Annotated in this window: 11 protein-coding genes; 7 read left to right on the top strand and 4 right to left on the bottom strand. The window is 63.0% G+C overall.

The features are described from left to right. Positions 1 to 64 precede the first annotated feature (64 nt). The 4 genes from gntR to BMW49_RS18180 all read right to left on the bottom strand — a co-directional run bounded on the left by gntR (position 65) and on the right by BMW49_RS18180 (position 5056). Positions 65 to 1084: an HTH-type transcriptional regulator GntR gene (gene gntR / locus BMW49_RS18195; RefSeq protein ID WP_069522072.1), complete on the bottom strand. Its 1020-nt coding sequence runs from the start codon at positions 1082 to 1084 to the stop codon at positions 65 to 67. 465 nt (positions 1085 to 1549) lie between these two features. Continuing rightward, the gene (locus BMW49_RS18190; RefSeq protein WP_069519073.1) at positions 1550 to 2563 is read right to left on the bottom strand and encodes a TRAP transporter substrate-binding protein; all 1014 of its coding nucleotides are present in this window, start codon (positions 2561 to 2563) and stop codon (positions 1550 to 1552) included. 66 nt (positions 2564 to 2629) lie between these two features. Further along, positions 2630 to 3907 carry a TRAP transporter large permease gene (locus BMW49_RS18185; protein ID WP_069519074.1) on the bottom strand — a complete coding sequence of 426 codons (1278 nt, stop codon included), beginning with the start codon at positions 3905 to 3907 and terminating at the stop codon, positions 2630 to 2632. A 42-nt stretch (positions 3908 to 3949) separates the two neighbouring features. Beyond that, complete coding sequence (locus BMW49_RS18180; RefSeq protein WP_069519075.1) at positions 3950 to 5056, bottom strand: gluconokinase, GntK/IdnK-type; 1107 nt, start codon at positions 5054 to 5056, stop codon at positions 3950 to 3952. A 219-nt stretch (positions 5057 to 5275) separates the two neighbouring features. Here BMW49_RS18180 and BMW49_RS18175 point away from each other — a divergent pair, with 219 nt between their 5' ends. The 7 genes from BMW49_RS18175 to BMW49_RS18145 all read left to right on the top strand — a co-directional run bounded on the left by BMW49_RS18175 (position 5276) and on the right by BMW49_RS18145 (position 12597). After that, entirely contained in the window at positions 5276 to 5677 is a 402-nt protein-coding gene (locus tag BMW49_RS18175; protein WP_069519076.1) for an MbcA/ParS/Xre antitoxin family protein, read from the top strand. Beyond that, entirely contained in the window at positions 5674 to 6354 is a 681-nt protein-coding gene (locus BMW49_RS18170) for an RES family NAD+ phosphorylase (RefSeq protein WP_170829051.1), read from the top strand. The genes BMW49_RS18175 and BMW49_RS18170 overlap by 4 nt, the downstream gene beginning before the upstream one ends. 67 nt (positions 6355 to 6421) lie before the next feature. Then, complete coding sequence (locus tag BMW49_RS18165) at positions 6422 to 6805, top strand: MerR family transcriptional regulator (RefSeq protein WP_069519077.1); 384 nt, start codon at positions 6422 to 6424, stop codon at positions 6803 to 6805. A 72-nt stretch (positions 6806 to 6877) separates the two neighbouring features. Further along, entirely contained in the window at positions 6878 to 8041 is a 1164-nt protein-coding gene (locus tag BMW49_RS18160; RefSeq protein ID WP_069519078.1) for an isovaleryl-CoA dehydrogenase, read from the top strand. Positions 8042 to 8124: 83 nt separating this feature from the next. After that, positions 8125 to 9732 carry a carboxyl transferase domain-containing protein gene (locus tag BMW49_RS18155; protein ID WP_069519079.1) on the top strand — a complete coding sequence of 536 codons (1608 nt, stop codon included), beginning with the start codon at positions 8125 to 8127 and terminating at the stop codon, positions 9730 to 9732. Between the two features lie 106 nt (positions 9733 to 9838). Continuing rightward, positions 9839 to 10639: a gamma-carboxygeranoyl-CoA hydratase gene (locus BMW49_RS18150; protein ID WP_069519080.1), complete on the top strand. Its 801-nt coding sequence runs from the start codon at positions 9839 to 9841 to the stop codon at positions 10637 to 10639. Then, on the top strand, positions 10636 to 12597 hold the full coding sequence (locus tag BMW49_RS18145; RefSeq protein WP_069519081.1) for an acetyl/propionyl/methylcrotonyl-CoA carboxylase subunit alpha: 1962 nt from the start codon (positions 10636 to 10638) through the stop codon (positions 12595 to 12597). The genes BMW49_RS18150 and BMW49_RS18145 overlap by 4 nt, the downstream gene beginning before the upstream one ends. Positions 12598 to 12690 lie beyond the last annotated feature (93 nt).

Raw genomic sequence — 12690 nt, 5'->3', positions numbered from 1 at the left:
GACAAGGCGTCGCTACTCCCCATAACAGAGCGGCGCAGGCGAGCGTGGGAGTAGCGACTGGGGCTCAGGTGCTATCGCGCAGGACCAGCTCGAAGCCAACGTCGATGCAACGCGCCGGCGGCTGCTCGCCACGCATCAGACTCAGCAGCATGCCGGCAGCCAGCTCGCCAATTTTCCCGCGGGTGGTGCGTACGGTAGTCAATGCCGGATGCACCCAGGCCGCTGCCGGCAGGTCGTTGAACCCGGCGATGGCCAGGCGCTGCGGCACGGCCAGCTCCAGCTGACGGGCGCGGAACAACGCCCCCAGGGCCAAGTCGTCGTTGTTGAAAAATACCGCGTCGATATGCGGATGTCGGGCCAGTAATTGATCGAGCAGCTCGGCACCCAAGCCAATCGACGACAGCGCCGGGGTCAGCAGTTCCAGGTTTGGGTCATGCCGGCCAGCGGCCTGCAGGGCCATGCGATAGCCCTCGGCCCGCTGCAGGGTGCGGGGGTCGAGCTGGGCAGCGGCAAAGGCGATATGCCGATATCCGCGCTCGATCAGCGCCCGAGTCATGGCCGCGCCTGCTTCCTGCTGGGAGAAACCAACGCAGTAGTCCTCCGGCGCGTCGCTCAGTTCCATCATGGTCACCACCGGGCCACGGCAGCTGCCCAGTAGCGTGCACGCGGCATCGCTGCGCTCGAAGCCAGTCACCAACAAGCCGGCGGGTTGGTGCGCCAGGTAGGAGCGCAGCAGGCGCTCATCTTCTTCTGGGCGGTAATGGCTGACGCCAATCATCATCTCGAAGCCCGCCGGCATCAGCACCCGCTGCACGGCCTCAACCGTATCGACGAACACCGAGTTGGACAGCGAGGGGATGATCACCGCCACCAGGTTGGAGCGCGAACTGGCCAGCGCCCGTGCCGCTGGATGAGGGACGTAGCCCAGCGCCGCCGCCGCCTGCATAACCTGCTCGCGCAGGCTGTCAGACACCCGCTCGGGCTGCGACAGGGCGCGTGAGGCAGACATCAGCGAGCACCCCGCCGCCTTGGCGACATCAGACAGGGTGACGCGTTCTGCAGTACGGCGACGACGAGGGCTCATGGGTGTTCCAGGCAGGCAGCAGGTCAACGTAAGGCCAGCATTCTAATGGCCCTACCGCAAACCTGCTGCCTGGCAACGAATAAAAGGCGGAGTACGCCGCCCTGGACGGCACCATGCAACAGCCGGAACGCCCAAGGGTCTGTTACCGTTTCGTCGCAAGCCGCGTTGCCGCGAAAAATCTCGCCAGGCTAGGCGGAGGACGCAGGTAATGGTTGTTCCCTTGCCAAGTCCTCCAACAACGCATGGCGAGATTTTGCGCGCAACCCGAAGGGCCGGGCCAGTTTTAGCGCGATGCTGCGTTTCTCGATGGCTCATTTAGCTCACTAAACTTCGCATCTCGTGTCTTGCCTCGCGCTAAAACGGGCTCCGGCGCGGCCGCGAACGAAACGGCAACAGACCCTAACGTACCCCGCAAAAGGGTTGAATCTACTGCCGTATTACCTGTGTCCGTTGCGCCTGCGGCGGTTACGAACCGGACGCCTCCAGCGCTGCCTGGACCTCATCAAACAACGGCTGGCCGACGGTATCGACCACCTGCTGGATCGCTGGCTTGGCCTGCTCGCGCATGCGCTCCACTTCTGCCGGGCTGATTTCGTTGACCTGCATGCCGTTGGCCTTGAGTGCAGCCAGGGCTTGCGCGGCTTCAGCACGGGTGTCCTGACGCTCGAAGTCGCGGGCTTTTTTTGCCGCCTCGAGGATGATCCCCTGCTCGGTCTGCGACAGGCCATCCCACCAGCGCTTGGATGCGGTAACGATCCATGGGCTGTAAACGTGGTTGGTCACGGTCAGGTACTTCTGCACTTCGTAGAATTTCGACGAGAGAATGGTGTTGTAGGGGTTTTCCTGGCCATCCACCGCGCGGGTTTCCAGGGCGGTGAACAGCTCCGAGAACGGCAGCGGTACAGCGTTGGCGCCCATCAGCTTGAAGGTCTCGAGGAACACCGGGTTGGGCATCACGCGCAGCTTGATCCCGGAGAAGTCTTCGAGCTTGGTGATCGGCCGGGCATTGTTGGTCAGGTTACGGAAACCGTTTTCCCAGTAGACCAGGCCCACCAGGCCCTTCTCTTCCAGCTTGTCCATCACCTTACGACCGACGGGGCCATCGAGCACGGCGTCGGCCTGCTGCTCGCGGGTGAACAGAAATGGCGTATCCCACACCGCCATTTCCTTGGTGATGCCCACCAGGGTCGCGGTGGAGCCGACCATCATTTCCTGGGCGCCACCGATCAGGGCGCTCTGCATCTGGTCATCCGAGCCGAGGCTGGCGGCGGCATAGGTGCGCATCTTCAGCTTGCCTTCGGAAGCCTTGGCGACTTCCTCGGCGAACAGCTTGGCCGCGCGGCCCTGGTTGCTGTTCTCGTTGAGGCCATAGCCGAAGCGGATCATCCGCGAACGGACATCATCGGCGTGGGCCGTGACGGCGAACAAGGGGCTGCACAGCATGGCCGCGGTCAGCGCGGCGATCAGAGGACGTTTCATCTACAGGTACCTTTTATTGTTGTTGATGCCAGAGGTGAGTACCCGGCAAGCCGGGCGGTTGAGTAATCAGCGCAGCCAGCCCAGCGGCACGGTGACGATGCCAGGCACCGCGATCAGCAGGGCGACGATCAGCAGGTAGATCAGGAAGAACGGCATGACGCCACGCACCAGCACTTCCATATTCAGGCGCCCTATCCCACCGACCACGTTAAGTACTGTGCCCACGGGGGGCGTGATCAGGCCAATGGAGCCGATCAGCACGAACATCACGCCGAAGTACACCGGATCGATACCCGCCTGTATGGCAATCGGTGCCAGCACTGGCGCGAGAATCAGGATGGTCGGCGTCAGGTCGAGGACCATGCCGACGGCGACCATCAGCAGCATGATGGCGATCATCAGCAGGTACGGGTGATCAAGCAGCGGGCCGAGCATGACGCCGATCTCAGCCGGCAATTGGGCCAGGGTCACCATGTAGGCCGACACCGTGGCGGCAGCGCAGAGGAACATTACCGAGGCCGTGGTGCGGCTGGCGCGGGTCAGGGTTTCCATCAGCGTGGCCCAGTTCAACTCGCGGTACAGCAAGGTGGATACGGCCAGGGCATAGACGGCCGCGACCACTGCGGCTTCGGTCGGGGTGAAGATGCCGAAGCGCAGGCCACCGACAATGATCACCGGCAACATCAGGGCAGCGGCACCATCGACCAGCACCTTGCGGCGTTCTTCCTTGGTCGCTTTTGGCGGCGTCGGCTCGGTAAAGCCACGGGCGATCAAGGTCCAGGCGATAATCAAGCCCACACCCATGATCAGGCCCGGCACCAGGCCGGCCATAAACAGCTGGCTGATCGAGGTATTGGTCACCACGCCATAGATCACGAACGGCATCGACGGCGGAATGATCGGCGCGATGATGCCGCCAGCGGCCACCAGGCCCGCCGAGGAGTGCAGTGGGTAGCCGCGCTGACGCATCATTGGCAACAGCAGGGTCGCCAGGGCAGCGGTATCGGCCAGGGCCGAGCCGGACATGCTTGCCAGCAGCACGGCCGCGGCAATGGCCACGTAACCCAGGCCACCGCGCAAATGGCCGAAATAGGCATTCGCCATGGCGATGATGCGCCGGGAAATGCCACCGGCGTTCATCAACTCGCCGGCCAGAATAAAGAACGGCACAGCCAGCAGCGGGAAGCTATCGGCGCCGGCCAGCAGGTTCTGCGCCAGCAGTTGCACGTCCAAGAACTCCAGGTACCACATCAGCACAGCGCCGGTGAGGATCAGAGCAAAGGCGATGGGCATGCCAAACGACATGAACCCCAGCAGTGAAGCAAGGAAGACAGCGACCGTCATCAGTGAGTCCTCGGTGGGCGGTGCCCGTTATTGTTGTGGGTCTCAGTCGAGACTGTTCAGCGGCGTACTGATGGGAGCGCCACGGCGCCAGACATTGGCCAGTTGCACCAGGGCCAGTACGGCCAGCGCGACCATGCTGCCCAGCACCGGCAGCATGCCCAGCACCACCGGATAACCCACCACGGTGCTGACGTTGCCCCAGCCATAGCCCACCTGGCTCCAGGCGCCCATGGCGGCGAGCAGGCTGGCAGCGATCACCAGCAGCCAACTGGCCGAGTCCACCAGGCGACGCGCGGCCAATGGAAAACGATCACGCAACATGCTGAAGCGCATCAGCTCGCCGCGGCGCATGCTTGAGGCCACGCCAACGAACACCAGCCAGACGAACGCCAACCGCGACAGTTCTTCAGCGCCGGCCCAACCGGTGCCGAAGGCGTAACGCAGCACCACGTTGCCGAACACCGCGACAACCATGAAGCCCATCAATACGGCCATCAGGCCATCGGTCAGACGATCGAAGGCCGAGGCGACGCGACCTGCGTAGATCGGATCGGCATGCGGCTCCGCCAGGTTAGCGCTATCAATTTCCGCCATATCGGGCTGTTCGGTCGTGTCAGCGCGGCGAGCCCAGGCACAGACCTGAGCGATCACCTGCTCGCGCGGTTGCACAGCATCGACGACCAGCACATGGGCCTCGTCAGCCGGCGACTCAAGGGTGGCGAACTGGCTGTCGACCAGTGACGTCGGCATGAAATGCCCGGCGCGCCCACCCACACGCTGCAGCGCAGTGGCGTAGTCGATATCCAGATGGGCGAACTGCAGACCCGGCACCGCCGCGCGCAAGCGGTCGCGGTAACGCTGTTTGAGGGCAGAGCAGGCGAGCACGAAGCTCTCCCCGGCAGTCTGGCTGGCCTGCATGGCCTCGATCAGGGCATCGAGCCAGTGAATGCGGTCATCGTCACTCAGGGGGATGCCAGCGCGCATGCGCTCGACATTTTCGGCGGGGTGGAACTGGTCGGCTTCGATATGCCGCCAGCCCAGCGTGTGGGCGACGCCCTGGCTGATTTCGGTCTTGCCGGAGCCGCTGACGCCCATGATCACCAGGGTGCGACGGTCGGCCGGAATGGCAGGTGCAGTAATGTGCTGCATGCAGTCTCCTGGGCGGCCTCAATGGGGCGCCTGCTTGTTGTTGAGGGCGATGTTAGCGCTATCCATTTCTCTCGACAAGCCTGTACAAGCAGCCATTTGTCCATCTGCGCAGCGTTCCCCGCCGCCTGTTGCGACGGGGCCATCACTGCCCACTTTATTTGCGAGCAGTCCACATAAGGACTAATATCAACTTTAATTCCATATACGGAGCATAAAATCATGCCCCTTGCCCAGCCTCGCGATGCCGCCCTTGACCTCGACTCTCCCAAGGCAGGCCAGGTGGCGCTGAAGTTTTTCTTCAATCTGATGGAGAAATGGCAGTGCTCGGTCGAGGAGCAAACCACTCTGCTTGGCTCCATCGGTCGCAGCACACTGTACAAGTACCGCCAATTGCCGGAGGTGCGCTTGCCGCGCGACACCCTGGAGCGGGTGTCTTACCTGATGGGCATCCACAAATCGTTGCGTATCCTTTTCGGTGACAATCCGTCGAGCTACACCTGGGTGCGCAAAGCCAATAGCGAGGCGCCCTTCAACGGTCATAGCGCGCTGCAGCACATGTTGGCTGGCGGCGTGGTGGACCTGGCCGACGTGCGCCGCTACCTCGACGGCGTGCGCGGATGAACCTGTCCACCACCCTGCCCGCCTGGCGTCGCGCGTATCGGCTGGTGTCGAGTGCTTTCCCGCCAATCTCGGTATTCGAAGATGTGCTCGACCCTGCCGATCTGGAAATGGCCTACCTGCTTGAGGGTTTGACCAATGACCGGCTGCGTGAACAGGCTGGCCATCTGGCCCATGTCGCAGTGGAAGATCGAGTGAGCGGCCCAGGCTCATCACCGCTGATGGCCGCCTTTACCCATATCGGTGCGGTCAGCCGCTTCACCAACGGCCAATACGGTATCTACTACTGCGCCGACAGCCTGCAGGTCGCCATCGCCGAGACCCGCTTCCACCGTGAACGCTTTCTGCGGGCCACGGCCGAACCAAGCATGGAAATCACCCTGCGCGCCTATGTCTGCCGCATCGTCCAACCGCTGCATGACATTCGCCAGGGGCACGATCACTTACACGACCCGGACCCAGCGAACTACCCCGTAGCCCAGCATTTTGCGGCGCAACTGCGCAAGCAGCAGTCCTGGGGCCTGTTGTATCGCAGCGTGCGCCACCCCGGCGGCGAATGTGCGGCGCTGTTGCGCCCGCCTGCCGCCAGCATCCCCCAGCAAGGCGTGCACCTGCGCTATGTGTGGGACGGTAAGCTGCAGCGCATCGTCAACGTCTTCGAGATCAAACAGCTCGCCTGAAGCACCCACCTTGACAGCTTTCAGTCGCAGGCTTACGTTTACGTAAAGGTAAGCCGTGAGCGTGCATATGCCATCCCCCACCTACTCCATTTCCGACCTGGCGCGTGATCTCGACATCACCACCCGGGCCATCCGTTTTTACGAAGAGCAAGGCATGCTCAGCCCGCAGCGACGTGGCCAGGAGCGCATCTACAGCGCTAAAGACAAGGTCACCCTCAAGCTGATTCTGCGCGGCAAGCGCATCGGCTTCTCCCTCGCCGAGTGCAAGGAGCTGATCGAGCTGTACGACCCAGCACACGGCAATCACAAGCAGCTGCACACTTTTATGAGCAAGATCGCTGAACGTCGTGCACAGCTGCAGCAGCAACTGCTGGACATTCAACAAATGCAGCTCGAGTTGGATACAGCCGAAGAACGCTGCCTGGCCGCCCTGGCCGAGACCACCATGTAGGGTGCGCCATGCGCACCACCCACCACCGCAGGTGCGCGCAGCGCACCCTACAAAAACAATAGCAGGTGCCCCATGAGCTATCCGTCCCTCAACTTCGCCCTTGGCGAAACCATCGACATGCTGCGCGAGCAGACCCAGGCCTTCGTCGCCAGCGAACTAGCGCCCCGCGCTGCCGTTATCGACAGCGACAACCAGTTCCCGACGGATATGTGGAAGAAGTTTGGCGATATGGGCCTGCTCGGCATCACCGTCGAGGAAGAGTACGGCGGCTCCGGCCTGGGATACCTGGCCCACGTCATTGCCATGGAAGAAATCAGTCGCGGCTCGGCCTCGGTCGCCCTGTCCTACGGCGCCCACTCCAACCTCTGTGTGAACCAGATCAAGCGCAACGGCACCGCCGCGCAGAAGGCCAAGTACCTGCCCAAACTGGTATCCGGCGAACATATCGGCGCCCTGGCCATGAGCGAACCGAATGCCGGTTCCGATGTGGTCAGCATGAAGTTGCGCGCCGACAAGCACGGCGATCGCTATGTGCTCAACGGCAGCAAGACCTGGATCACCAACGGCCCGGACGCCAATACCTACGTGATCTATGCCAAAACCGATCTGGAAAAAGGCGCCCACGGCATCAGCGCCTTTATCGTCGAGCGCGACTGGAAGGGTTTTAGCCGCGGCAGCAAGTTCGACAAGCTCGGCATGCGCGGTTCCAACACCTGTGAGCTGTTCTTCGACAATGTCGAGGTGCCGGAAGAGAACGTGCTCGGTCAACTTAACGGCGGCGTACGGGTGCTGATGAGCGGCCTGGATTACGAGCGCGTAGTGCTCTCCGGCGGCCCGACCGGGATCATGCAGGCCTGCATGGACGTGATCGTGCCCTATATCCACGACCGCAAACAGTTCGGTCAGAGCATCGGCGAGTTCCAGCTGATCCAGGGCAAGGTCGCCGACATGTACACCCAACTCAACGCCAGCCGCGCCTACCTGTACGCCGTGGCCCAGGCCTGCGACCGTGGCGAAACCACGCGCAAGGACGCCGCCGGGGTGATCCTCTACACAGCCGAGCGCGCCACCCAGATGGCACTGGACGCGATCCAGATTCTCGGCGGTAACGGCTATATCAACGAATATCCCACCGGCCGTTTGTTGCGCGACGCCAAGCTCTACGAGATCGGCGCCGGCACCAGCGAAATCAGGCGCATGCTGATCGGCCGTGAGCTGTTTAACGAAACCAAGTGACCCGTAGGGTGCGCGGGGCCGCCTAGGCTGTGCGCACCGATAACTGCATGTGGTGCGCACAGCGCACCCTACAGGAAGCAGCCATGGCCATCCTGCATACCCAGATCAATACCCGCTCGCCCGAGTTCGCCGCCAATAGCGCGGCGATGCTTGCCCAGGTCAACGACCTGCGCGCCCTGCTCGCCCGCGTTCATCAAGGTGGAGGCGAGAAGGCCCAGCATCGCCACACCTCGCGCGGCAAGCTGCTGCCGCGCGAACGGATCAATCGCCTGCTGGATATCGGCTCACCGTTCCTCGAAATCGGCCAACTGGCCGCCCATGAGGTGTATGGCGAAGAGGTGCCGGCGGCTGGTGTGGTAGCCGGTATCGGTCGGGTCGAGGGCGTGGAATGCATGATCGTGGCCAACGACGCCACGGTAAAAGGCGGCAGCTACTACCCACTGACCGTGAAAAAGCACCTGCGCGCGCAGACCATCGCCCAGCAGAATCGCCTGCCGTGCATCTACCTGGTGGACTCCGGCGGCGCCAACCTGCCACGTCAGGATGAAGTGTTCCCGGACCGCGAGCACTTCGGGCGGATCTTCTTCAATCAGGCCACTATGTCGGCCATGGGCATCCCGCAGATCGCCGTGGTTATGGGCTCCTGCACTGCCGGTGGCGCCTACGTGCCGGCCATGGCGGATGAAGCGATCATGGTGCGCAACCAGGCGACCATCTTCCTCGCCGGGCCGCCACTGGTCAAAGCCGCCACCGGTGAGGTGGTCAGCGCTGAAGAGCTTGGCGGCGCCGATGTGCACTGCAAGACCAGCGGCGTGGCCGACCATTATGCCGACAACGACGAACACGCCCTGGCCCTGGCCCGTCGCTCAATCGCCAATCTGAACTGGCGCAAACTCGGCGTGCTGAATAACCGGGCACCGATCAACCCGCTGTATAGCGGTGAAGAGCTGTACGGGGTGATTCCGGCGGACGCCAAGCAGCCCTTTGATGTACGTGAAGTGATCACCCGCACCGTCGATGGCAGCGTGTTCGATGAGTTCAAGGCGTTGTTCGGCGCGACCCTGGTCTGCGGCTTTGCGCATATCCACGGCTATCCGGTGGCGATCCTCGCCAATAACGGCATCTTGTTTGCCGAGTCTGCGCAGAAAGGTGCGCACTTTATCGAGCTGGCCTGCCAGCGCGGCATTCCCCTGCTGTTTTTGCAGAACATCACCGGCTTTATGGTCGGACAGAAGTACGAAGCCGGCGGCATCGCCAAACACGGTGCCAAGCTGGTCAACGCCGTGGCTTGCGCCAAGGTGCCAAAATTCACCGTAATCATCGGCGGCAGCTTCGGTGCCGGTAACTACGGCATGTGCGGCCGCGCCTACGACCCACGCTTTTTGTGGATGTGGCCGAATGCGCGCATTGGCGTGATGGGCGCCGAACAGGCCGCCGGCGTGCTGGTGCAGGTCAAGCACGAACAAGCCGCCCGCGCCGGGCAGCGTTTTTCCGCCGAGGATGAAGCGGCGCTTAAGCAGCCGATCCTCGAACAGTACGAGCGTCAGGGCCACCCCTACTACTCCAGCGCTCGTTTGTGGGATGACGGGGTTATCGACCCGGCGCAAACCCGCGATGTACTGGGCTTGGCACTATCCGCCAGCCTTAACGCGCCGATCGAGCCGACCACTTTTGGTGTGTTCAGGATGTGATTCGTGGGAGGGGCTGGGCGGCATTCCGCTTTAGCCGCGAAGTTTTTCGCCTTGTCGCGGCTAAAGCCCCTCCCACAGAGCTAACTCATTTTTCGAGTCGAAAACCATGACCGACTTCAACACCCTTCAACTGCAAACAGACCCGCGCGGCTTTGCCACCCTCTGGCTCAATCGTGCGGACAAGAACAACGCCTTTAACGCCGAGATGATCCGCGAGCTGATTCTCGCCCTCGACGCAGTGATGGCTGACAAGACCCTGCGTTTCCTGTTGCTGCGTGGCCGCGGCAAGCATTTTTCTGCCGGCGCGGACCTTGCCTGGATGCAGCACGCCGCGACCCTGGATTACAGCGCCAACCTGGCCGACGCCCGCGAACTGGCTGAGCTGATGCACAACCTGTATCAGCTGAAGATCCCCACCCTGGCCGTGGTGCAAGGCGCGGCCTTCGGTGGTGCCCTGGGGTTGATCAGTTGCTGCGATATGGCCATCGGCACCGTTGACGCCCAGCTGTGCCTGTCCGAAGTGCGCATCGGCCTGGCGCCGGCGGTGATCAGCCCCTTTGTCGTACAGGCCATCGGCGAACGCGCCGCACGCCGTTATGCCCTGACTGCCGAGCGCTTCAGTGGTGAGCGTGCCCAGGAACTGGGCCTGTTTGCTGAATGCTATGCCGCCGATGAACTGGAGCAGGCCGTCGCCGACTGGGTCGAAACCCTGCTGCTCAATAGCCCGCAGGCCATGCTTGCGAGCAAGGATCTGCTGCGCGAAGTCGGCAGCGGCGTGCTGACCCCTGCGCTGCGCCGTTATACCGAGAACGCCATCGCCCGTATCCGCGTCAGCCCCGAAGGTCAGGAAGGTCTGCGTGCCTTTCTGGATAAGCGCAAGCCCGCCTGGCAGGAGCCGCAAGCATGAACTTCAAGCCTATCGACACCCTGCTGGTGGCCAACCGTGGCGAGATCGCCTGCCGGGTGATGCGCACGGCCAAGGCCATGGGCATCCAGACCGTGGCGGTACACAGCGCTATCGACGCCAACGCGCGTCATGTGCGTGAAGCCGATGTGGCGGTGAATCTGGGCGGTGCCAAGCCGGCAGACAGCTACCTGCTGATCGATAAGATCATCGCGGCGGCCCAGGCCAGCGGCGCCCAGGCGATTCATCCCGGCTATGGCTTTCTCTCGGAAAACGCCGGCTTTGCCCGCGCCATTGAAGCCGCCGGGCTGATCTTCCTCGGCCCGCCCGCCTCGGCCATCGACGCCATGGGCAGCAAGTCCGCGGCCAAGGCGTTGATGGACGCCGCCGGCGTGCCGCTGGTGCCGGGTTATCACGGCGAAGCGCAGGATGTGGAAACCTTCCGCGCCGCCGCGAACGCCATCGGCTACCCGGTGCTGCTCAAAGCGGCGGCCGGCGGTGGTGGCAAGGGCATGAAGGTGGTCGAGGTTCAGAGCGAACTGGCCGAGGCCCTGGCCAGCGCCCAGCGCGAGGCGCAGTCGTCGTTCGGCGACGCGCGCATGCTGGTGGAAAAGTACGTCCTCAAGCCGCGCCATGTGGAGATCCAGGTGTTTGCCGACCAGTATGGCAACTGCCTGTACCTGAATGAGCGCGACTGCTCGATCCAGCGCCGTCACCAGAAGGTCGTCGAAGAAGCCCCTGCGCCGGGCCTGTCAGCCGAACTGCGCCGCGCCATGGGCGAAGCAGCGGTCAAGGCGGCTCAGGCCATCGGCTATGTCGGCGCTGGCACCGTGGAGTTTCTGCTGGATGAACGCGGCGACTTCTTTTTTATGGAGATGAACACCCGCCTGCAGGTGGAACACCCGGTCACCGAGCTGATCACCGGTCTCGATCTGGTGGCCTGGCAGATCCGAGTCGCCCGTGGTGAAGCGCTGCCGATCAGCCAGGAACAGGTGCCGCTGCTTGGCCATGCCATTGAGGTGCGCCTGTATGCCGAAGACCCGGACAACGACTTTCTCCCCGCCACCGGCACCCTGGCGCTGTACCGCGAAGCCAATGCCGGACCAGGTCGCCGGGTAGACAGCGGCGTCAGCGAAGGCGATGAAGTCTCGCCCTTCTATGACCCCATGCTCGGCAAGCTGATCGCCTGGGGCGAGAACCGCGAAGAGGCGCGTCTGCGCCTGCTGGCCATGCTCAAGGAAACCTGCGTCGGCGGGGTTAGAACCAACCTGGCCTTTCTCACCCGCGTTCTGGCCCACCCGGCCTTTGCCAATGCAGAGCTGGATACTGGTTTTATTCCGCGCCATGAAGCGCAGTTGCTGCCGCCGCCGAGCGAATTGCCGGCTGAGTTCTGGCAACTGGCCGCCGAGGCCTTTGTGCAAAGCGAAGCGCCGCGCCAACGCCAGGACGACTACCACTCGCCTTGGGCGATCAATAACGGTCTGCGCCTGGGTTTACCGGCGGAAATCGATCTGCATCTGGCCTGCCAGAACGAGCGCCAGGTGGTACGTCTGCGCCAGGCCTCGGCTTCTACCCTCCACCTGCAAGGCGAGATCCTGCAGGTGGAGAGCGACGGCCTGCGTCAACAGCATCTGGCGATTCGCCGCGGCGATAGCCTCTACCTGCGCTATGCCGGCGAGCTGCACGCGGTCACCCGCTTTGACCAGATTGCCGAAGTCGACGCCAGCCATCATCAGAACGGCGGCCTAACCGCTCCCATGAACGGCAGTATCGTGCGGGTGCTGGTCGAGGCCGGTCAGCCGGTCGAAGCCGGCACTGCGCTGGTGGTGCTGGAGGCGATGAAGATGGAGCACAGCATCCGCGCGCCCCATGCCGGCACCGTCAAGGCGCTGTATTGCGGCGAAGGCGAGATGGTCAGCGAAGGCGCGGTGTTGGTGGAGCTGGCAGAAATCAGCGCATAAACGAATATGTGGGAGGGGCTTTAGCCGCGACGAATGATAAAAATCTCGCGGCTAAAGCCCCTCCCACAGCTAGTCGGTGCGACACCCATCGGG

Origin of the sequence: Pseudomonas cuatrocienegasensis (assembly GCF_900110925.1) — a bacterium.
Taxonomy (GTDB): Bacteria; Pseudomonadota; Gammaproteobacteria; order Pseudomonadales; family Pseudomonadaceae; genus Aquipseudomonas; species Aquipseudomonas cuatrocienegasensis.
The sequence above is the reverse complement of the archived record's forward strand: the minus strand, read 5'-3'. Positions and strand labels throughout refer to the sequence as shown.